Annotated in this window: 17 protein-coding genes; 10 read left to right on the forward strand and 7 right to left on the reverse strand. The window is 72.4% G+C overall.

Annotation, left to right across the window (positions count from 1 at the left end; all coding sequences use genetic code 11):
* Positions 1-51: 51 nt before the first annotated feature.
* On the reverse strand, positions 52-1,518 hold the full coding sequence (locus tag ACZ4Z4_RS00490; protein WP_468320170.1) for an APC family permease: 1,467 nt from the start codon (positions 1,516-1,518) through the stop codon (positions 52-54).
* A gap of 70 nt (positions 1,519-1,588) precedes the next feature.
* Between ACZ4Z4_RS00490 and ACZ4Z4_RS00495 the strand changes: the two genes are divergently transcribed.
* From ACZ4Z4_RS00495 to ACZ4Z4_RS00510, 4 genes are all read left to right on the forward strand, one after another.
* Complete coding sequence (locus tag ACZ4Z4_RS00495; protein WP_468320173.1) at positions 1,589-2,089, forward strand: hypothetical protein; 501 nt, start codon at positions 1,589-1,591, stop codon at positions 2,087-2,089.
* Positions 2,090-2,251: 162 nt separating this feature from the next.
* Complete coding sequence (locus ACZ4Z4_RS00500; RefSeq protein ID WP_468320176.1) at positions 2,252-3,886, forward strand: multicopper oxidase family protein; 1,635 nt, start codon at positions 2,252-2,254, stop codon at positions 3,884-3,886.
* A 91-nt stretch (positions 3,887-3,977) separates the two neighbouring features.
* Positions 3,978-4,778 carry a DUF4190 domain-containing protein gene (locus ACZ4Z4_RS00505; protein ID WP_468320178.1) on the forward strand — a complete coding sequence of 267 codons (801 nt, stop codon included), beginning with the start codon at positions 3,978-3,980 and terminating at the stop codon, positions 4,776-4,778.
* A 68-nt stretch (positions 4,779-4,846) separates the two neighbouring features.
* On the forward strand, positions 4,847-6,607 hold the full coding sequence (locus tag ACZ4Z4_RS00510) for an NAD+ synthase (RefSeq protein WP_468320182.1): 1,761 nt from the start codon (positions 4,847-4,849) through the stop codon (positions 6,605-6,607).
* Positions 6,608-6,738: 131 nt separating this feature from the next.
* On the opposite strand, the gene ACZ4Z4_RS00515 is transcribed toward ACZ4Z4_RS00510, so the two are convergent.
* Complete coding sequence (locus tag ACZ4Z4_RS00515; RefSeq protein ID WP_468320184.1) at positions 6,739-7,953, reverse strand: MFS transporter; 1,215 nt, start codon at positions 7,951-7,953, stop codon at positions 6,739-6,741.
* Between the two features lie 181 nt (positions 7,954-8,134).
* Positions 8,135-9,166: an endonuclease/exonuclease/phosphatase family protein gene (locus ACZ4Z4_RS00520; protein WP_468320186.1), complete on the reverse strand. Its 1,032-nt coding sequence runs from the start codon at positions 9,164-9,166 to the stop codon at positions 8,135-8,137.
* 327 nt (positions 9,167-9,493) lie between these two features.
* On the opposite strand from ACZ4Z4_RS00520, the gene panB reads away from it, so the two are divergent.
* From panB to ACZ4Z4_RS00535, 3 genes are all read left to right on the forward strand, one after another.
* Positions 9,494-10,375, forward strand: a complete 882-nt coding sequence (gene panB / locus ACZ4Z4_RS00525; RefSeq protein ID WP_468320188.1) for a 3-methyl-2-oxobutanoate hydroxymethyltransferase — start codon at positions 9,494-9,496, stop codon at positions 10,373-10,375.
* Between the two features lie 243 nt (positions 10,376-10,618).
* Positions 10,619-11,647 carry an ATP-binding cassette domain-containing protein gene (locus ACZ4Z4_RS00530; protein WP_468320191.1) on the forward strand — a complete coding sequence of 343 codons (1,029 nt, stop codon included), beginning with the start codon at positions 10,619-10,621 and terminating at the stop codon, positions 11,645-11,647.
* The gene (locus ACZ4Z4_RS00535) at positions 11,644-12,474 is read left to right on the forward strand and encodes an ABC transporter permease (RefSeq protein WP_468320194.1); all 831 of its coding nucleotides are present in this window, start codon (positions 11,644-11,646) and stop codon (positions 12,472-12,474) included. The genes ACZ4Z4_RS00530 and ACZ4Z4_RS00535 overlap by 4 nt, the downstream gene beginning before the upstream one ends.
* 35 nt (positions 12,475-12,509) lie before the next feature.
* On the opposite strand, the gene ACZ4Z4_RS00540 is transcribed toward ACZ4Z4_RS00535, so the two are convergent.
* Positions 12,510-15,911, reverse strand: a complete 3,402-nt coding sequence (locus tag ACZ4Z4_RS00540) for an ATP-binding protein (protein ID WP_468322022.1) — start codon at positions 15,909-15,911, stop codon at positions 12,510-12,512.
* A 98-nt stretch (positions 15,912-16,009) separates the two neighbouring features.
* Between ACZ4Z4_RS00540 and ACZ4Z4_RS00545 the strand changes: the two genes are divergently transcribed.
* Entirely contained in the window at positions 16,010-17,977 is a 1,968-nt protein-coding gene (locus ACZ4Z4_RS00545; protein ID WP_468320196.1) for a trypsin-like serine peptidase, read from the forward strand.
* Between the two features lie 102 nt (positions 17,978-18,079).
* Positions 18,080-18,889, forward strand: coding sequence for a site-2 protease family protein (locus ACZ4Z4_RS00550; RefSeq protein ID WP_468320198.1), 810 nt, complete (start codon positions 18,080-18,082; stop codon positions 18,887-18,889).
* Here the strand turns inward: ACZ4Z4_RS00550 and ACZ4Z4_RS00555 are convergent.
* The 3 genes from ACZ4Z4_RS00555 to ACZ4Z4_RS00565 form a co-directional block, all read right to left on the reverse strand.
* Entirely contained in the window at positions 18,879-19,067 is a 189-nt protein-coding gene (locus tag ACZ4Z4_RS00555) for a hypothetical protein (RefSeq protein ID WP_468320200.1), read from the reverse strand. The two genes, ACZ4Z4_RS00550 and ACZ4Z4_RS00555, sit on opposite strands and share 11 nt — an antisense overlap.
* 102 nt (positions 19,068-19,169) lie before the next feature.
* Entirely contained in the window at positions 19,170-19,898 is a 729-nt protein-coding gene (gene npdG / locus ACZ4Z4_RS00560) for an NADPH-dependent F420 reductase (RefSeq protein WP_468320202.1), read from the reverse strand.
* Between the two features lie 9 nt (positions 19,899-19,907).
* On the reverse strand, positions 19,908-21,005 hold the full coding sequence (locus ACZ4Z4_RS00565) for a sialidase family protein (RefSeq protein ID WP_468320204.1): 1,098 nt from the start codon (positions 21,003-21,005) through the stop codon (positions 19,908-19,910).
* A gap of 79 nt (positions 21,006-21,084) precedes the next feature.
* Here ACZ4Z4_RS00565 and ACZ4Z4_RS00570 point away from each other — a divergent pair, with 79 nt between their 5' ends.
* A complete protein-coding gene (locus ACZ4Z4_RS00570; protein WP_468320206.1) occupies positions 21,085-21,687 on the forward strand; it encodes a hypothetical protein in 603 nt (200 codons plus the stop codon).
* The last annotated feature ends 75 nt before the right edge of the window (positions 21,688-21,762 follow it).

Below are 21,762 nucleotides of genomic sequence, written 5' to 3' on the forward strand. Positions count from 1 at the left end.
GGGGCGGCTGCCGTCGTGGCCGTCGTGGAGGAGGGCATCGGTGGGCACGCGTCATCTCTGCGCATGGGCCGGCCGGTGCTCGGGGTGGATCCAGCTGGGTTTGCGGTACTTGAGGAAGGCCGCGGGCGCGAGGACACCGAGCGCGAGGAGGCCGCCGCCGACGATCAGCAGGTAGCGCCAGAGCGGGCCCTTGCCGAACTGGTCGGGCGGCACGAAACCGATGGCCAGCGCGACGAGGGACGCGACGAAGCCGACGGACGCGACGAGCGTCACGGCGGGGACCACGAAGCCGCGCGGCACCTCCGGATGCGTCCTCCGCAGCCGTACGACGGCCACGAACATCAGCAGATACGCGATGAGGTAGATCTGCACGGTGATGACGGAGAACATCCAGTACGCACTGGAGACGTCGTCACTGAAGGCGTAGAGGACACCGATCAGCGTGGTGATCACACCCTGCGCGACCATGATGTTGCGGGGGACGCCGGCCTTGTTGAACTTCTGGAGGACGGGCGGCAGATAGCCCTCCTGCCGGGCGAGCGTCACGAGTCCCTTCGCGGGGCCCGCGAGCCAGGTGAGCATGCCCCCGAGGGCCGCCATGACCAGCATGATCCCGACGATCTTCGTCAGCCAGCCGACGTGGAAGTGGTCGAAGAACGCCTGGAAGGCCTGCATCAGACCGGCGGTGAGGCTGAGCTGCCCCGACGGCATGACCCAGCTGATGGCCAGGGCCGGAAGGATGAAGATCAGCAGGACGAGGCCGGTGGCGAGGAAGATCGAGCGGGGGTACTCGGAGCGCGGGTGGCGCAGCGACGACACATGGACACCGTTCATCTCCATGCCCGCGTAGGAGAGGAAGTTGTTGACGATGAGGACCAGGCTGGCGAGGCCGGTCCACGGGGGCAGCCAGTGGTCGGCGCTCATGGGCGCGGCGGACGCGTTGCCCTGCCCCAGGAAGACGACGCCGAGCGCGACGAGGACGACACCGGGGACGAGGGTGCCGATGACGAGCCCCCAGGAGGAGAGCCCGGCCACTGTCCTGGTCCCCCGGCAGGTGACCCACACGCCGGTCCAGTAGATGACGACGATGACGATCGCTACGTAGAGGCCGTTCTCGGCGAGGCTCGGATGGACGACGTACGCGAACGTCGAGGCGACGTAGGCGAGCAGGCTCGGGTAGTACGCGATGGTCATGGCGAACTGGCACCAGACGGCGACGAACCCGAGCGGCTTGCCCAGGGCCTCGCTCACCCAGCGGTAGATGCCGCCGGACCACCCGGAGGCGAGTTCGGCGCCGACGAGGGCGGTGGGGAGCAGGAAGACGACGGCGGGCAGGAGGTAGAGGAAGACGGCGGCCAGTCCGTAGATGGCCATGGAGGGCGAGGGGCGCAGACTGGCCACGGAGGCGGTGGTCATCAGGGCGAGCGTCAGCCAGGAGATGAACTGCCGCGGAATGGCCGGGTCCGGCTCCGGCAGGGTTCCCGTACCGGTCTGCTCCGGTTCGTCCTTTTTCGTCATGCGCTCATGATCGTCGGAGCGGCGGGGGCCCGCATGTCGCCGCATACCCGGCGGGGGTAGGGTGCGTCCCATGGCGAGGACGAGGAGCCGCACGGGGCACGGGCAGTGGCTGCTGCTCGTCGCGCTGCTCTTCGGGATCGTGACGATGCATACGTTGGGGCACCCCTCCGGGGGTTCCGGCGGGGGGCATGGGGAGGGCCAGCAGCATGGGGCCGACGTGTCCCATGCCAGTGCGTCCGGCGCGATGGTGGGCCTTGTGGCCCCCGAGCGTCACGGTCACCGTGACATGAGCGCGAGCGCGCTCCTGCCCCTGCCCGCCTCCCTGTCCGTGTCCGAGGCCGGTCCCGGCTCCGGGTCGCACGACGGCGGGATGGCGATGGACCCGCTGTCCGTGTGCCTCGCGGTCCTTGCCGCCTTCACGCTCGCCCTGCTGGTGCGGGCGGGCCTGCTGCGGCGGGGCGGCCCGGGTATCGCCGGTCCGCGCGCTCCCGGGCGGCTCCTCCACGTCCTGCGGCCCAATCCGCCGCCCCCTCGCACACTCCTGTCCCGTCTGTCGGTGCTGCGCATTTAGGCCTGCGCACCGGCTGCTTCGTGCTGCCCGCCGAACCCGTGGGGACGCGGTGAGACCCCGCGGGCGTCGAGCGGTGCGCCAGAAGCAGCAGATGCGCCCATCTGCACGCACCATCAGACGAGGTGTCACCCAGTCATGCCAGTTATGCCAGTTATGCCAATCATGCGTAAAGAAGCTTCTCCGCACGTCCCGTCCCAGGCCGCTCCCTCGCGGCGCGCCGTGCTCGGTGCCGCGGCCGTCGTCGCCGGGGCGGGGGTTCTGACGGCCTGTTCCGATGCGGAGCAGGGCGGCGGCCACGGCGGGCACGGCCGGGGCGGCGCGTCCGGGTCCGAGGGCTATGTGGACCCTGCGGGCAAGGAGGTCGCGGCCGCCGAGAAGAAGCGCGGCAAGGGCGGCCGGACCCGCGAGGTGCGGCTGACGGCGGTGGAGACCGGGCTCGACCTGGGCGGCCCCACGGTCCGGACGTGGGCGTACGGCGACCGGCTCCCCGGCAAGGAGGTCCGGGTCACCGCGGGCGACACCCTCGCCCTCACTCTCGCCAACCACCTCCCGCAGTCCACCTCCCTGCACTGGCACGGCATCGCCCTGCGCAACGACATGGACGGCGTCCCCGGCCTCACCCAGCGGTCCATCAAGCCCGGGGCCGACTTCACCTACCGCTTCGCGGTGCCCCACCCGGGGACGTACTGGTTCCATCCGCACTCCGGCACCCAGCAGGACCGCGGGCTGTACGCACCCCTGATCGTCGACGACCCGAAGGAGCCGCTGAAGTACGACAAGGAGTGGGTGATCGTCCTCGACGACTGGGTCGACGGAGTGGACGGCTCGACCCCGGACGGCGTGCTCGCCGAGCTGAGCAAGGGCATGGCCGACCACGACATGGGCGACGGGGCCTCCGGCGGCCACGGCGGGCACGACATGTCGAAGATGTCGAACACGTCGCCGCGGGCGGACGGTCCCGGTCCCTCCCGCATGATGATGGGCGCCAAGAGCGACCTGCTGGGCGGCGACGCGGGCGATGTGGCCTATCCGCACTACCTGATCAACGGGCGTACGGCGGCGGCGCCTTCGCAGTTCCGCGCCCGCCCCGGCGACCGCATCCGCCTCCGCATCATCAACGCCGGCGGGGACACGGCCTTCCGCGTGGCCCTCGGCGGCCACGAGATGACGGTGACGCACACGGACGGCTTCCCGGTGCGGCACGCGAGGACGGAGGCGCTGCTCCTCGGCATGGGCGAGCGGTACGACGTGCTGGTCACCGCCAAGGACGGCGTCTTCCCGCTGACGGCCGTCGCCGAGGGCAAGAAGGCGGCGGCGCTCGCGGTGCTGCGCACGGGCGGCGGGGCCGCGCCGACCGCGTCGACCCGCCCCGACGAGCTGAAGGGCCGCCTCCTGACCGCCGCCGGACTGAGGGCGCACGAGTCGGTCGCCCTGCCCTCCCGCAAGCCGGACCGCACGATCAGGCTCCGGCTGACGGGCGGCATGGCCGCGTACGACTGGGCCTTCGACAAGCAGCCCTACTCCCCCGGCCGGCGGCACCCCGTCCGCGCGGGCGAGCGGGTCCGCCTGACCTTCGCCAACTCGACGTCGATGTGGCACCCCGTGCACCTGCACGGGCACACCTTCGCCCTGGCGAACACCGCGGGCGGCCCCCGCAAGGACACCGCGACCGTCCTGCCGAACAGCAGCCTGACGGTGGACTTCGACGCGGACAACCCGGGCCTGTGGATGATCCACTGCCACAACGTGTACCACGCGGAGGCGGGCATGATGACGGTCCTCGGCTACCACGGATGACCATCCGTAAGAGGTAGGCACTTATCGCCAGAAGCGGGATAATAACGGCATAGCAGCCGACCGGCCTCCCCTTCCCGAAGGGGGCCATCCCATGACCACCCCGGGCGTCCCGCAACAACCGCCCCAGCCGCTACCGGAACAGCAGGTCCGCAACGGCCTCGGTACCGCGGCCCTGGTGCTCGGCATCATCGGGGTGCTGTGCGGGCTGGTGCCGCTGCTGTTCTGGGCGGCGGGCGTGCTCGCCGTCCTGGCGCTGGTCTTCGGCTGCGTCGGCATCGGGAGGGCCCGCAGGGGCCAGGCCACCAACCGGGGCACGGCGATCTGGGGCACCTCGCTCGGGGCGGTCGCCGCGGTCCTCGCTGTCGTCGGTCTCGTCATCACCGTCTCGGTCATCGACGACACGGTGGACGAGCTGGACGGGACCGGCGGCAAGAAGGAGGCGGCGACCGCGCCCGCCGAGCCGTCCGGCTCCGACCGGCGGACGGAGGACGATTCGGGCGAGCTGGGCTTCGGGGAGACCTTCGCGTACGACGACGGTCTCAAGGTGACCGTCGGAAGCCCCTCCCCCTACCGTCCCGGCCCGGATTCGGTGGGCCACGCCCCCGGCAACAAGGCCCTGACGGTCAAGATCACCGTCGTCAACGGCTCGGACGGTACGGCCGACCTCGATTTGTCCACCGTGACGTTCAAGGACGCCGACGGGGCCGAGGGCGAGATGATTTTCGCCGGCGACATGCCGAGGGAGCTGGCCGGCAAGCTGCAGCCCGGCAAGGAGGCCACCGCCACCTACGCGGTGAGCCTCCCGCAGGACGCGGCGTCGGTACTTGAGGTGCAGGTCGAGCCCGGCGTGTTCGCGTACGACAACGCCACCTGGTCCGGACGCACCCGCTGACGTGCGCAGACACCCTGCTCAGCCGCCCCAGCCAGGCATCGCGTCGCTCTGACGATTACACTGATTCCGTGCCTCAACTACGCCTCGCTCTGAATCAGATCGACTCGACCGTCGGCGATCTCGCCGGGAACGCCGAGGCGATCGTCCACTGGACCCGGCACTCCGCCGAGCAGGGGGCGCATCTCGTCGCGTTCCCCGAGATGGTGCTGACCGGCTATCCCGTCGAGGACCTCGCGCTGCGTTCGTCCTTCGTCCAGGCCTCCCGGGCGGCGCTGCGCGCGCTCGCCGTGCGGCTGCGGGACGAGGGGTTCGGCGAGCTGCCGGTCGTCGTCGGCTATCTCGACCGCACCGAGGAGGCCAAGCCGAAGTTCGGCCAGCCCGCGGGCGCCCCGCGCAACGCGGGCGCCGTGCTGTACCGCGGGGAGTGCGTCCTGACGTACTCCAAGCACCACCTGCCCAACTACGGCGTCTTCGACGAGTTCCGGTACTTCGTGCCGGGCGAGACGCTGCCGGTCGTGCGGGTGCACGGCGTCGACGTCGCGCTCGCCATCTGCGAGGACCTCTGGCAGGACGGCGGCCGCGTGCCGGCGACGCGCAGCGCGGGGGCGGGGCTGCTGCTCTCCATCAACGCGTCGCCGTACGAGCAGAACAAGGACGACCAGCGCCTCGAACTCGTGCGCAAGCGCGCGCAGGAGGCCGGCTGCACCACCGCGTACCTCGCGATGATCGGCGGGCAGGACGAGCTTGTCTTCGACGGCGACTCGATCGTCGTCGACAAGGACGGCGAAGTCATCGCCCGCGCCCCGCAGTTCTCCGAGGGCTGTGTCGTCCTCGACCTCGATCTGCCGGCCGCCGCGCCCGTGCCGCCGTCCGGCGTCGTCGACGACGGGCTGCGCATCGAGCACGTCACGCTCTCCGAGGAGCCCCTCCCGGCGTACGAGGCGGAGCTCACCGGCGGGTACGCCGAGCGGCTCGACGACGACGAGGAGGTGTACTCGGCGCTCGTCGTGGGGCTGCGCGCGTACGCCGCGAAGAACGGTTTCAGCAGCGTCCTGATCGGCCTCTCCGGCGGCATCGACTCGGCGCTCACCGCCGCCATCGCCTGCGACGCGCTGGGCGCGCAGAACGTGTACGGCGTCGCCATGCCGTCCCGCTACTCGTCCGACCACTCCATCGGCGACGCGGAGGAGCTGGCGCGGCGCACCGGGCTCAACTTCCGCACCGTGCCGATCGCCCCGATGTTCGACGCGTACATGGGTTCGCTGGGGCTCACCGGGCTCGCCGAGGAGAACCTCCAGTCGCGGCTGCGCGGCACGATGCTGATGGCGCTCTCCAACCAGGAGGGGCACATCGTGCTCGCGCCGGGCAACAAGTCCGAGCTGGCGGTCGGGTACTCCACGCTGTACGGCGACTCCGTCGGGGCGTACGGCCCGATCAAGGACGTCTACAAGACCGCGATCTTCCGGCTCGCCGAGTGGCGCAACCGCGCCGCGCGGGAGCGGGGCCAGACGCCGCCGATCCCGGAGAACTCCATCACCAAGCCGCCGAGCGCCGAGCTCCGCCCCGACCAGGTCGACACGGACTCGCTCCCCGACTATCCGGTCCTGGACGCGATCCTCGAGCTCTACGTCGACCGCGACCAGGGCGCCGACGCGATCGTGGCCGCGGGGTACGACCGGGAGCTGGTCGTCAAGACGCTGCGCATGGTGGACACCGCCGAGTACAAGCGGCGGCAGTACCCGCCGGGGACGAAGATCTCCGCGAAGGGCTTCGGCAAGGACCGGCGGCTGCCCATCACCAACCGGTGGCGCGAAGCCGCCTCCGGCTGAGGGGGGCGGTGTACTGAGCCGCCGCTTCGCGGCGGATTTCCGCCCACCCGCCCACCCGTTTGCCCCGCACCGCATCGAGCTGTAGGGGCGCTACTGCGGGTGGGTGGGTCAGCCCGTTGGTGGGTGGTCGGTCAGTGGTGGGCCGGCTCCCGCCGCTCGGTCGACGACGCCACCACCCGCTCCGTACCCGGCACGGGACCGCGCCGCAGGTCCACCACGTACGCCAGGCCCGCCACGCCGAGGCCCAGGACCGCCAGAAGGGCGCCCGTCACCGCCGGGGACGTCGTTCCGAAGCCCGCCGCCAGCGCGAGGCCGCCGATCCAGGCGCCGCCCGCGTTGGCGAGGTTGAACGCGCCCTGGTTGGCCGAGGAGGCCAGGGACGGGGCCGCCGCGGCCTTCTCCATGACCATGAGCTGTAGCGGCGAGCCCGTCGTGAACGCCGCCATGCCGAGCAGGGCGACGCCGAGCGCCGCGCTCCATTCGGCACTCATGAGCAGCGGGAAGAGCCCGAGGACGACGGCCAGCGCCGTGAGTCCGCCGAAGAGCGTGCCGCGCAGCGAGTGGTCCGCGAGGCGCCCGCCCAGCAGGTTGCCCGCCGTCGCGCCCACACCGAACAGCGCGAGGAGCAGCGTGACACTGGACTCGGCGTAACCGGCCGCGTCCGTCAGCATCGGCGTGATGTAGCTGTAGGCCGCGAAGAGCGCCCCGAAGCCGGCGACGGTCGTGCCGAGCGCCAGCCACACCGGGAGGCTGCGCAGCGCGCGGAGCTCGCCGCGCAGTCCCGCCGCGTCGCCGTGGCCGTGGTCGGCCGGGACGAGGAGGGCGAGCGCGGCGATGGCGGCGAGCCCGATCGCGCTCACCGCGAGGAACGTGGCGCGCCAGCCGAGCTGCTGCCCCATCGCCGTCGCCACCGGTACGCCGACGATGTTGGCGACGGTCAGGCCGAGGAACATCAGGGAGACCGAGCGGGCCTTGCGCTCGGGGGCGACGAGCCCGGTGGCGACGACCGCGCCGACCCCGAAGAACGCGCCGTGCGGCAGCCCGCTGAGGAAGCGGGCGGCCATCAGGAGGTGGTAGTCGGGGGCCGCGGCCGACAGCGCGTTGCCGACCACGAAGAGCACCATCAGGCCGATCAGGACGCGGCGGCGCGGCAGCTTCGCGGTGACGGCGGCGAGGAGGGGCGCGCCGATGACGACGCCCAGCGCGTAGGCCGAGACGAGGTGTCCCGCGGTGGGGATGGACAGGTGCAGGTCGTCGGCGACGTTGGGCAGCAGGCCCATCATCACGAACTCGGTGGTGCCGATGCCGAAGGCGCCCACGGCGAGGGCGAGCAGGGCCAGGGGCATGAAGAAGTACCTTCCACGGAACGGGGGCGGTGTGCTGCGGCGCGCCGAGCGATGCGGTGCGATGCGATGCGCTGCGCGCTGCGAAAAGGGGAATCCGTAAGTTTACGTACGGAACAAACCCATGTCGGCCCAGTATTCCGTGACCGCCCCAGTGTCCCGTGACCGCCGAGCAGACCGGGCGTTACGAGGAGAGGTCGACCCGTGCCGCGATCGGCAGGTGGTCGCTGCCCGTCTCCGGCAGCGTCCAGGAGGAGACCGGCTCGACGCCCTTGACCATGATCTGGTCGATGCGGGCCATCGGGAACGACGCGGGCCAGCTGAAGCCGAAGCCGTCGCCGGCCGCGCCCTGGGTGGAGCGCATCTGGGAGGTGACCGCGTTCAGCGCGCGGTCGTTCATCGTGCCGTTGAGGTCGCCGAGCAGGACGACCTTGCCGAGCTTCTCGTCGGCGATGGCCTCGCCGAGCGCGTCGGCGCTGTTGTCGCGCTGGTTGGCGGTGAAGCCCGCGTCGAGCTTCACGCGGACCGAGGGCAGGTGCGCGACATAGACGCCGACGTCACCCTTGGGGGTGTTGACGGTCGCCCGCATCGCCCGCACCCAGCCCAGCTTGATGTCCACGGGCCGGGCGTCGGTCAGCGGATACTTGCTCCACAGGCCGACGGTGCCCTTCACGGAGTGGTACTTGTACTCGCTCGCCAGCGCCTTCTCGTACGTGGGAACGGCGTCCGCGGTGAGCTCTTCCAGCGCGATGACGTCGGCGCCGGACGAGGCGACGTCCCGGGCGGTGCCGGTCGGGTCGGGGTTGTCCGCGTTCACGTTGTGCGTGGCCACGGTCAGGTCGCCGCCGGTGCCGCCCGACTTGCCGGTGATCAGGCCGCCGAACGAGTTCGTCCAGATGATCAGGGGCAGCAGCAGGGCGATCAGCGCGGTGGCGGACTTGCGGACCACCGCGATGACGAGCAGCACCGGGATGAAGAGGCCGAGCCAGGGCAGGAAGGTCTCGGTCAGGCTGCCGAGGTTGCCCACGTTGTTGGGGATCTGCGCGTGGAACAGCATCACCAGCGCGATCAGGACCGCGGCGCCCGCCGTGACGAGACCCCGCCGCCAGATGCCCGGGTCGCCCCGCCAGCCGTCGAGCAGGCGGCGGAACCGGGACCCCGGACGCTCGGGGCCCGAGCCGCCGCTGCCGGTCTCCGTCATATACGCCTGCGCCATGCTGTCGTCGCCTCACTGCTGCCGTGCACACCGTCTGTCCCGCCCCCTGAAACCCTAGGCGATGATCCGGTGTTGTCCCTGCCGTCCACGACGGCCGTACAGGCACCAGGACGTCCGGGGCGGCGCGAGGGGTTCCTGAACTGCCGGGGAGAGGGCCCTCTGTGACGAAATGCGCACAACCCCGACGGGTGGCCGCGGCGTGCCGTGTCGCCGGGCGGAGGGGACTTCCGCCACAGGCCCTAGCCCCCGGGTGGCCCGTGGTGCCACCATGGAGGTGATCCGGGGACGCCGTCAGGGCGCCTCGAGATGACAGAAGGAGCCGTTGCGATGACGCAGCTTTCGGCTGCCCAGAAGAGCGCCGACGCCCCCAGGAGCCCCGACAGCAGCAAGGCGCTGTACGGCGGCAAGGGCACCCGGCGCATCACTGTGCGCGACATCACCGCCGCCAAGGAGCGCGGCGAGAAGTGGCCCATGCTCACCGCCTACGACGCGATGACCGCGTCCGTCTTCGACGAGGCGGGCATCCCCGTCATGCTCGTCGGCGACTCGGCGGGCAACTGCCACCTGGGGTACGACACGACCGTGCCCGTCACCCTCGATCAGATGACCATGCTGGCGGCCGCGGTCGTACGGGGCACTTCGCGCGCCCTGATCGTCGGCGACCTGCCGTTCGGCTCGTACCAGGAGGGCGCCGTGCAGGCGCTCAGGTCGGCGACGCGCCTCGTCAAGGAGGCGGGCGTCGGCGCGGTGAAGCTGGAGGGCGGTGAACGCTCGCTCGCCCAGACCGAGCTGCTCGTCCAGTCCGGCATCCCCGTCATGTCGCACCTCGGCCTGACCCCGCAGTCCGTGAACACCATGGGCTACCGGGTGCAGGGCCGCGGCGACGAGGCCGCGCACCGTCTCCTGAACGACGCGAAGGCCGCGCAGGACGCGGGCGCCTTCGCGGTCGTCCTGGAGCTGGTCCCCGCGGAGCTCGCCGCCGAGGTCACCCGCTCCCTGCACATCCCGACCGTCGGGATCGGGGCGGGCTCCGAGTGCGACGCGCAGGTCCTCGTCTGGACGGACATGATGGGCCTGACCGGCGGAAAGATGCCGCGCTTCGTCAAGCAGTACGCCGAGCTGCGGAACGTCATGGCCGGCGCGGCGAAGGCGTTCGCGGAGGACGTCGTGGGCGGCGCGTTCCCGGCGCCGGAGCACGCGGTCCACTGAGGCCGTGGGGGCGGGCCGAATCTCTGAGGCCCGCCCCCTCGACGCCCGGGTCCAGCCCCTGACGACAACGCCCGAGTGCAGCCCCTGACGGCCGCAGCGCCGGCAGTCCGCCGCCCGAGACCACCGCGGCACCACGGCAGCCCGTCGATCTTCCCCCGTCGACGGGCTGCCGCAGCCCGCCCCCGCGGGAGGCTGTCGGTGGGATGTCGGTCGTTTGTCGGTGGCGTCTGACACCTTGAGGGCATGACGCGAAACGACATGAACCCCGGCGGCGCAGGGAGCGCGGTCACCGTAAGGGGACTGGTCAAGCACTACGGCGAGACCAAAGCTCTGGACGGCGTGGACCTGGACGTGCGCGAGGGCACCGTCCTCGGCGTGCTCGGACCCAACGGCGCCGGCAAGACCACCCTCGTGCGCTGCCTCTCCACCCTGATCACCCCGGACGCGGGCACCGCCCTCGTCGCCGGGTACGACGTGGCCCGCCAGCCCCGCCAGCTCCGCCGCGTGATCGGCCTCACCGGCCAGTACGCGTCGGTGGACGAGAAGCTGTCCGGCCGGGAGAACCTGTACATGATCGGGCGGCTGCTCGACCTGTCCCGCAAGGAGGCCAGGTCCCGCGCCGACGGCCTCCTTGAGCGGTTCTCGCTGACCGAGGCCGCCAAGCGCCCGGCGAACACGTACTCGGGCGGTATGCGGCGCCGCCTCGACCTGGCCGCGTCGATGATCGGCAGGCCGGCCGTCCTCTATCTGGACGAGCCGACGACCGGTCTCGACCCCCGCACGAGGAACGAGGTGTGGGCCGAGGTCAAGCGCATGGTGGGCGACGGCGTGACCGTGCTGCTCACCACGCAGTACATGGAGGAGGCCGAGCAGCTCGCCTCCGAGCTGACGGTCATCGACCGCGGCAAGGTCATCGCCAACGGCGGCATCGAGGAGCTGAAGGCGAAGGTCGGCGGCCGCACCCTGCGCGTGCGCCCGGCCGACCCCCTGGAGCTGCGCCCGCTGGCGAACGCCCTCGACGACCTCGGTCTGACGGGCCTCGCCACCTCCACGGTCGACGCCGAGACCGGCACGGTCCTCGTGCCGATCCTCAGCGACGAGCAGCTGACCGCCGTGGTCGGCGCGGTCACCGCGCGCGGCATCACGATCGGCTCGATAGCCACCGAACTGCCCAGCCTGGACGAGGTGTTCCTCTCCATCACCGGCCAGAAGGCCAGTGCCCCGCAGGACGCCCGCCCGTCCGAGAACGAGCTCGAGGAGGTCGCCGTATGAGCGCCACCACACTCACGGCCGCCCCCCTCAAGACGGGGGAGGCGGACGCCCGCATCGGCCTGCGCGGCCACGTCCGCCACACCGGCGCCCTGGTCCGCCGCAACCTGCTGTGGATCCGGCAGGACCCGGAGTCGATGTTCGACGCGGTCCTGATGCCGATCGTCTTCACGCTCCTGTTCGTGTACGTCTTCGGCGGTTCCATCGGGCAGGCGCTCGGCGGCGGCCAGGACCAGTACGTGCAGTATGTGGTCCCCGGCATGATGGCGATGATGAGCATGAACATCGCCATGGCCGTCGGCACCGGCTTCAACCAGGACTTCCAGAACGGCATCATGGACCGCTTCCGGACCCTGCCGATCGGTCAGGGCTCGGTCCTCTTCGCCAAGATCGTGGTGGAGCTGATGCGGCTGCTCATCGCGACGACGATCATGATGATCGTCGGTGTCATGGTGGGCTTCGACATCACGAACTGGCTCGGCCTGCTCGCCGCCGTGGGCCTCTCCGCCCTGTTCGGCACGTCGATCATGTGGATCTTCCTGGTCCTCGGCGTCTCCATGAAGAGCGCCCAGTCCGTGCAGGCGATGGGCTTCCTGGTCCTGATGCCGCTCCAGTTCGGCTCGTCGATCTTCGCGCCGACGCAGTCGATGCCGGGCTGGTTGCAGGCCTTCACCGACTACAACCCGCTCTCCTCGCTCGCGGACTCCGCGCGCGGCCTGATGGTCGGCGGCCCCGTCGCGCACGACGTGTGGGTGACGGTCGGCTGGTCGGTGGCGCTCACGCTGGTGATGGCGCCGATCGCGATCCACAAGTTCCGCACGAAGAACTGAGCGTCGGGGCACGGGGGCGCCGGATCACCGCCGGGTCACTCGGCCCACCTGGCGCACAGGGCGGCGGCTTCCTCCAGGGAGAGGCCGCCGCCCTCCGCGTACGCCGCTTCGAACGCGTCGTCCCCGAGCGCCGCCCGGCACCGCTCCCCCGCGCCCTCACGGATCTCCCGCTCCATCCTCTCCGCGAAGTGGCGCGGCGGCAGCTCCCGGTCGGCGAGCGCGAGGAGCCGCGCGGCGTCGCGCGCACGGGCAGCCGCCCCGGACCCGGACGGGCCCCCGTGCCCGTCTCCGTCCCTGTCCCCGGCCCCGGCCAGCGCCAGCGCGACGAGCGACAGCTGGACCGAGACCATCTGCGGGGCGACCAGCCGCGACAGCGGGTCGAGCGCCTTCTCGAAGGCCTCCCGCGCCCCGGCGAGCCCCTCGGCGTACCGCCCGTCCAGTACGTCGAGCCAGGCCCCGACGCCGAGCACGGAGCTGTCGAAGATGGCGTACCCGATGCCGTTGAACTCCTGGCGCAGCAGCCGCAGTTGCTCGCGCCCCTCGGCGGTGCGGCGGTCGTGGCCCAGCGCGCAGGCGAGGAAGAGCCGGGCGGCGGGCATGACCTCGCCCGTGTGGTGCCTGCCCGGTTCGTCGAGGATCTCCCGCAGCATCGCCTCGCCCCGGTCGAAGAGGTCCCGCTGCTCGGGCGAGCTCGTCAGGATCGCGCCGAGGCGGGCCTTGAGCAGGCCCATCTGGGTCTGGGCGCCGAGCTGTTCGGCGTACTCGACGGCGGCTTCGTAGTCCTCGGCGGCGGCCGTGAACTCGCCGCGCCGCTCCCGCGACTCGCCGCGCGCGGAGAGCGCCTCCGCGATGCCCCACACGTCACCGAGCCGCCGGAACCCGCGCAGCGCCTCGTCCGCGTCGCGGATCGCGTCGCCCGCCCAGTCGCTGCGGTTGGCGAGGATGTTGGCGCGCATCTGGAGGGCGGCGGCGAGCTCCCAGTCGTAGCCGAGGGCGCGGCACGCGGCGACCGTCTCGTCGAGGGTGACGCGCAGCAGGTCCATGTCGCCGCCCAGGAGCACGGCGTAGAACCAGAGGTTTCCGGGTGTGCGGCAGGTCTGCGGGAGGCCGGGCCGGTAGGCGCTCCTGATGCCGGCCAGCTTCTCCGCCGCCTCCGGCGACTGCCAGTCGACCAGGTCGAGCTCCATGCAGGAGAGGTGGAGCAGGTGCGCGCCCCGGCGGGCCTCCACCAGGAGCTCGGGGCTCATCGGCGGCGGCGCGGCCGTGCACGACTGGTGGAGCGGGGGCGCGGGGGCGACGGGCGGGGCGAAGGGGTCGGGGCCGAGGGCCGTGACGTCGCGGGCCCAGTTGCGGGTCTCCATGCGCATGCCGCGCATCTGCCAGTACCAGGAGAGGGACAGGACGAGGCAGAGCGCTTCGTGCTCGTCGCGCGCGGCGAGCGCGTGCCGCAGGGCGGTGCGCAGGTTCTCGTACTCCACTTCGAGGCGTTCCACGGCCGCCTGCTGGCCGCGGCCGCGCAGCTCGGGGTCGGTGGTCCTGGCGAGCTCGCGGTAGTGCACGAGGTGCGCCCGCTCGGCCGCGGCCCGGTCGCCGGCCTCGTCGAGCCGCTCGCCCGCGTACTCGGCGACGGTCTCCAGGAGCCGATAGCGCATGCCGCCGCCGTACGCCTCCGAAGGGGCCGCCACGACGAGGGACTTGTCGACGAGGGAGCCCAGCAGGTCGGCGACGTCGTACGTGCTCCCTGCGGCCGCGCAGACCTCTTCCGCCGCGGTCAGGTCGCAGCCGCCCGCGAAGACCGAGAGGCGGCGCAGCACGGTCCGCTCGGCGTCGTCGAGGAGGTCCCAGGACCAGTCGACGACGGCCCGCAGGGTCTGCTGGCGCGGCAGGGCGGTGCGGGCGCCGCTGGTGAGGAGGCGGAAGCGGTCGTCGAGGCGGTCGGCGATCTGGCGCGGGGTGAGCAGCCGCAGCCGGGCGGCGGCCAGCTCGATGGCGAGCGGCAGCCCGTCGAGCCTGCGGCAGATCTCGGCGACCGCCGCCGGGTCCCCCTCGACGGTGAACCCCGGCCGCGCGGCGGCACCGCGCTCGGCGAAGAGCCGCACCGCCACCGGCTCGGGCAGCGGCTCGACGGGGCGCAGCAACTCGCCCGGTACGCCGAGGGGTTCGCGGCTGGTGGCGAGGACGGTGAGGCCGGGGCAGCGGGCGAGGAGTTCGTCGGTGAGGCGGGCGGCCGCGTCGACGACGTGTTCGCAGTTGTCCAGGACGATCAGCATGCGGCGCGCGGCGCAGTGCTCGACGAGCCGGGCGACGGGGTCCTCGCCGTGCCGTTCGGAGAGGGCCCGCAGCTCCTCGGCGCCGGCGCCGCGCAGCACGGTCTCGCGGGCGCCGAGCGCGGTGAGGACGGCCGCGGGGACGTCCGCGGGGTCCTCGACCGGCGCGAGCTCGGCGAGCCACACGCCGTCCGGCAGGCCGGGGGCGACGGCCTCGGCGGCCTCCTGCGACAGGCGCGTCTTGCCGGCCCCGCCGGGCCCGAGCAGGGTGACGAGCCGCGCCCGCGCGAGGTCGTCCCGCAGTACGTCGATGTCGGCCTCGCGCCCGACGAACGAGGTGAGCCGGGCCCGCAGGTTACCGGCGGGGCGGCCGCGCGCCGGAGTCGGCGCCGCCGCGTCACCCCGCAGCAACTCCTCGTGCAGGGCGCTCAGTTCGGGCCCGGGGTCGGTGCCGAGCCGCTCGGCGAGCTCGCGTCGTACGCCGTCGTACGCGGCGAGCGCCTCCGCCGGACGGCCCGTGTCGCGCAGCGCGCGCAGCCGCAGGACGTGCAGGGGCTCGTCGAGGGGGTGGGCCTCGCACAGGGCGGCGAGCTCCGGCAGGACCCGCTCCCCTTCGCCCAGGGCGAGGGCCGCGGCCATCCGGGCGCGCCGGGCGTCGAGGTGGCGGGCGTGCAGGCGGGCGGTGTCCGCGGTGCGTTCCGGCAGGTCGGCGAGGGGTTCGCCGGTCCACAGGGCGAGCGCGTCGTCCAGGACGGCGGCGGCCTTCGCCGGGTCGCCGTCGGCCAGCGCGCGCCCGCCCTCGCCGACCAGCCGGTCGAACCGGAACGCGTCCACGTCGTCGGGGCGCGCGCTGAGCCGGTAGCCGCCGTCCACCGAGGCGACGGCGTCCGCGCCGAGGGCTCTGCGCAACCGCCCGACCAGCGCTTGCAGGGCGCCGGTCGCGTCGGCGGGGGGTTCGCCGGTCCACACGTCGTCGACCAGGGCCGGGGCGGGGACGGGGCGGCCCGCGTGCAGGGCGAGCGCGGTCAGGAGGGCGCGCAGACGGGCGCCGCCGACGGGAACGGCGGTTCCGTCGGCGCGGACGGCTCGGGTCGGCCCCAGGACGCGGTATCGCACGGGACCATTGTCCCTTGGTGCGGGGGGCCGGGGGACGGGGGCTGATCGACACATCATCAGATGCATGCGTAACGTAACTTCTCGTTTGATGTGTACCAATCGGACTCCGGTTGCCCGGGGTCCGTTTTTCGTGGGGGAACACCACTGTGAATATGAGACGCAGTCTGACTGCGACAGCCGCCGCGGCGGCGCTGCTGGCCGCGGCGGCCCCGGCGTGGTCCGCTCCGGACCCGACGCCGACTTCGACTCCGGCTCCGGCGAGGTCCTCGTCCAAGCCCTCGCCCAAGCCCTCGAAGTCGCCCTCCCAGGCCCCTGACCAGGAACTGGCCCACGCGCTCGAGGAGTTCTGGACGCCGGAGCGCATGGCCGAGGCCAAGCCGGTCGAGCCGCAGCGGACCCGCGAGGCCGCGGCGGCCGAAGCCGCCGAGGAGGCGAAGGAGGACGCGGCCGCGGCGCCGCGCAGGGGCATGCAGCGCTCGCCCTCCCACCCCTTCAAGGGCCGCAAGGAAGTCGGCACCTTCTACTGGGCCGAGAAGGCGGGCAACGACTTCCCGGACCGCTACGACTACCGCTTCTGCGGCGGCACCGTCGTCCCGTCCCCGGGCAGGAACCTCGTCGTGTCGGCGGCGCACTGCTTCGACAGCAACGCCCGCCAGGAAAACCTGATCTTCGTGCCGCAGCACAGCGCGAGGAACCCCATGCCGCACGGCATGTTCCCCATCAAGAAGAGCCGCATCTTCAAGGACCCCGGCTACACCGGGTCCAAGAAGAGCGAGGAGAACTACACCGCGGTCGACGTCGCGTTCCTCGCCACCGAGCCGCGCGGCGACGGCAAGAAGGTCGAGGACGTCGTCGGGTCCGTCCCGTTGGGCTTCAACACGGGCTTCCGGCACACCGCGCAGGTCATCGGTTACCCGTACATGTACGGCGGCGACCGCTACAGGCCGAAGCAGGACCCGCTCAGCTGCACCACGCCGACGAAGAAGTACACCACCGGCAACGTCAAGGACAGCGGCGGCCGGCTCTGGCGCGGCGGCACCTTCACCAAGATCGACTGCGACGGTTATGTCGGCGGCACCTCCGGCGGCCCCTTCATCACCGCGGGCGGCGAGCCGGCGAAGCTGATCGGCGTCATCGGCGGCTGGATGACGGGTGGCCACAGCGCGGACACCTCGTACTCGTCGTACTTCGGCAAGGACGTCAAGCGGATCTACGACGCCGCGAAGGCGGGCAAGCAGCCGGCGAGCATCGACCCGCCGCCGATGACCGACCCGGTGCTGCCGGGCGCCGGCACGTGGAAGCGCGCCAAGACCATCGTCAACGGCCACTTCACGGCCGACGGGCCGGCCGCCGGGGGCCGGACGGACATGCTCGTCCTGGGGTCGGACGGCGGGCTGAGCCTCTACCGGGGCGCGGGCAGGGCCAAGAACCACTTCGACAAGGCGTTCAAGGTCCAGGGCCCGAGCGCCCTGTGGCGCGACCACGCCAAGCAGCTCGTCGCGGGCGACTTCACCGGTGACAGCGGCTCGGATCTGATCGTCCGCTGGTCGGACGGCGAGGTGACGCTCTACCCGTCGGTCGACGAGAAGGGCTTCCACGGAGAGCACCGGCTGGTCGCCGCGAACAGCACCTGGAAGCACGCCGAGGTGATGACCGCGGGCCGTTTCGGCGGCAACAAGCGGCAGGACGACCTGGTCGTGCGCTGGTCGGACGGCGAAGTGACGCTCTACCGGAACACCGGCGGCAACAAGAAGCTCGGCAAGGAGATCAAGGTCGTCCCGCCGGGCTCCGCCAGGACCGGCACATGGAAGCACGCCACCCAGATCACCGCGGGCGACTACTCGGGCGACGACACCTGGGACCTCGTCGTGCGCTGGTCCGACGGCGAGCTGACGCAGTACCAGGACTTCACCGGCACCGGCTCCCTCCGGGACGAGCACAAGTGGCAGCCCCCGAACAGCCTGTGGAAGCGCGCCCTGATCGCCGGCGGCGGCGACTACACCGACAACGCCAGGCCCGACGACACCATCGTCCGCCGACCCGACGGCGAACTGACCCTCTACACCGACGGCAAGGCCTCCAACATCGGCACGGAGAACCGGCTCGTGACGCCCGCGTAGGACGGGCGCCAGGCCCCGGGGGCGGCGGTCCGCGTCCACCGTGGCGCCCGGGGGCGGTAGCGTCGGGCTCGCCAGGCCGTCCGACTCCAGGAGTCCCGCCCCATGACCACCGCCCCCACCCGCCGCAGCGACCGGCGGGTCAGCCCCGTCTTTCTGGGGATCGCCGCCGTCACGGCGGTCTCCGGCTGGGCCGCCTGGACCGGCTTCGCGGACAATGCCGGGCTCGCCGTCTTCCTCTTCGTGACGGCCGCCTGGATCGTCTCGCTCTGCCTGCACGAGTACGCGCACGCGCGCACCGCCCTGCACAGCGGTGACATCTCCATCGGGGCGAAGGGTTATCTGACCCTCAACCCGCTCAAGTACACGCACGCCCTGCTCAGCATCGTGCTGCCGGTGCTGTTCGTGATCATGGGCGGCATCGGTCTGCCGGGCGGTGCGGTCTTCATCGAGCGGGGCCGGATCCGGGGCCGCTGGAGGCACAGCCTCATCTCGGCGGCGGGCCCGCTGACGAACGTGGCGTTCGCCGTCGTCTGCACCGCGCCGTTCTGGCTGGACGCCCTGGACGGCGTCCCCGACACGTTCCGCTACGCGCTCGCGTTCCTCGCCCTGCTCCAGGTCACCGCCGCGATCCTGAACTTCCTGCCCGTCCCGGGCCTGGACGGCTACGGCGTGATCGAGCCCTGGCTCTCGCACCGGATCCGCCGCCAGGTGGAGCCGTTCGCGCCGTTCGGACTGATCGCGGTCTTCGCCGTGCTGTGGGTCCCGGAGATCAACCACGCGTTCTTCGACGCCGTCGACGCGCTCCTGCGCGCCCTCGGCGTCAGCGAGTGGGACACCTACTGGGGCCAGGACCTGTACCGCTTCTGGCAGACCTCGCAGGAGGTCCCGCCGGCGTCGGGGGTCAGTGCGTAGCGCTCCGCGCGTCCCGCTCCAGCTTGGCCCGCCGCAGGTAGAACCACGCCATGTTCGACGAGAGGCCCGCGAGCAGCACCCAGACGACACCGAGCCAGCTGCCCTGCACGAAGGAGATCACGGCCGCGGCGACGGCGAGGGCGCAGACGACGAGGGCGTACACGGCGAGGCGGGGCATGGGGGACGACTCCTGTCCGGTGAAGCGTGGCAAGCACGGTTGCGTACGCGAGCGCGTACCCGTCCAGTGTCCCCCATGCCCGCCCCGGCCCCGCACGGGTCCCTACACGTCCGTGACCCGCAGCCCCGCGTGCGCCTTGTAGCGCCGGTTGACGGAGATCAGGTTGGCGACCAGGGACTCCACCTGGTGGGCGTTGCGCAGCCGTCCTGCGAAGACGCCGCGCATGCCGGGGATGCGGGCGGCGAGCGCCTGGACCACGTCGGTGTCGGCGCGGCGCTCGCCCAGCACCATCACGTCGGTGTCGATCTCCTCGATGTCCGCGTCCTGGAGGAGGACGGCCGACAGGTGGTGGAAGGCGGCGGTGACGCGCGAGTCGGGGAGCAGCGCGGCGGCCTGCTCGGCCGCGCTGCCCTCCTCGGGCTTGAGGGCGTACGCGCCCTTCTTGTCGAAGCCGAGCGGGTTCACGCAGTCGACGACGAGCTTGCCGCTCAGCTCCTCGCGCAGGGATTCCAGGGTCTTCCCGTGCCCCTCCCACGGTACGGCGACGATCACGATGTCGCTGCGCCGCGCGCACTCCGCGTTGTCGGCGCCCTCGACGCCGAGGCCGAGCTCGTCGGCGGCGGCCTGTGCCCGTTCCGCCGCGCGGGAGCCGATGATCACCTTCTGTCCGGCGCGGGCGAGCCGGTAGGCGAGGCCGCGCCCCTGGTCGCCGGTGCCGCCGAGGACACCGACGACGAGCCCGGACACGTCGGGAAGGTCCCACGGGTCCTTGGCGGGGGCCTTCTCGGCGGCCTTCGCGGGAGCGTTCTGCGCACTGTCTGTAGAGGTCATGGGCCGACCTTACTCACCGGTCACAGCGGGCCGGGCGAGTTCCCCCACCGGTATCCGCCGGAAGGTGATCGTCTCGTAGGCGCTGAAGTCCCCCGTCTCGTAGAGGAGCCCGACGGTCTCCTCGTCGACCCGTACGAGATCGGAGTACGCGGCCGGCAGCCCGTCGACCGTGTGGACGGGCTGCCAGGTGGTGCCGCCGTCGGTGGAGCGGCGCACGGTCATCAGCGCGCGGAAGGCGGGGTCGGCGGGGCCGGAGAAGAGCAGCACGTCGGGGTCGCGCAGTTGCAGGACGCTGCCTTCGACGACGGGACCGGTGAGCGAGGCCTGCGGGCGGAACGGCTTGACGAGGCTCCGGCCGCCGTCGCGCGAGTGGGCGTCGGCGCGGTTGCCGGGCGCCGGGGAGTCGTTGCGGGTGTTGAGGTACAGGCGTCCGTCGGGGAGTTCGGCGGCGGTGGTCTCGTTGACGTTGATGTAGCCGTTGACGTTGTCGTCGACGTAGCCGATCCGCCAGGTGGCGCCGTCGTCGTCGCTCAGCAGGCAGTGCCCGCCGTTGTACTTGCCCTCGGTGCCGTTGTCGGTGCCGGTGGGCGGCAGGGAGTGGTTGGCGGGGACGACGACGCGGCCCGTGGTGAGCTGCACGGCGTGGCCCGGCGTGGTCGCGTACCACCGCCAGTTCGCCCGCTTCACCTGGCCGGTGATCTCGCGCGGCGCCGACCAGGTGAGGCCGTCGTCGTCGCTGTGCTGCACCCAGACGCGCCGCCCGTTGGCCGCGGAGACCTTGCCGCGGCGGATGGCGTCCTCGGTGGCCGCGGCGGCGTTGCGCACGTGGACGAGGAGGACGCGCCCGGTGCCGAGGACGACGGGGGCGGGGTTGCCCGCGAGGTCGGCGCCGTTCCTGCCGACGGCCTGGAGCGGGCCCCAGGTGCGGCCGCCGTCGGCGGAGCGCTTGAGGACGATGTCGATGTTGCCGAAGTCCTCCGAGGAGCCGACGCGGCCCTCGCAGAAGGCGAGCACGGTGCCGGAGGCCGTGGTGACGACGGCCGGGATGCGGAAGCTCGCGTATCCCTCGCGGCCCGCGCGGAAGGGAACAGACGTCTCATAAGTCATCCTCCGCGCCTCCCCATCCCGGGGGAATTCCCGGTGAACTCCCGGTGACGACTGGCGGGTTGGGGCAGGATGCGGCGCCATGGACGCCGTACGGGTCGCGCTGCTGCGCGAAGTGCTCGCCGGGACCGAGTGGCTCGGCGCCACCCGCCGCTTCGCGGGGACCCTGCGGTCCTCCGTCGTGCCGCACGGCGGCGGCCTGCTGCTCGTGGGCACGGCGGCGTACGAGCCGTGGCACCTGGCCGCGCACCTGGTCGACGAGGCGGCCTGGTCGGGCACGCCGGAGCTGACCCCGACGCTCGTACGGCACCGGGTGCGCGCCACGGACCCGGCGCATCTGTCGACCGGGCTCGGCCGGATCGAGGCGGCGCGGCGCGGCGAGACGCTGCTCGTCGTGGCGCCGGACGCGCCGGATCCGGAGCTGCTGACGCGGGTGCACGACGCGCGGCGCGCGGGGGCGACGGTGCTCGCGCTGGGCTCCGGCGACCGGGACCTGGGCGCCCTGTCGCACGAGGCGCTGACGGTGCCCGAGACGCCCGACCTCGACCTCGACACGGTCCAGCACCTGGTGAGCGCGGCGGCCGGGGAGAACGCGCTGCCGCAGGCGCGGGGCCGCAGCCGGCTGCGCGACCGGCTCTCGCGCCTCGCCGACCAGCTGACGTCGCCGCCGCCGACGCGCTGGTGAGCGCGTGGCGGTGAGCGCGGCGGTCGGCGCATGGGCGGCAGAAATGAGTTGCTCTCCGCACGGGCCTGCGCAGAA

The organism is Streptomyces sp. NPDC030245, assembly GCF_055572995.1.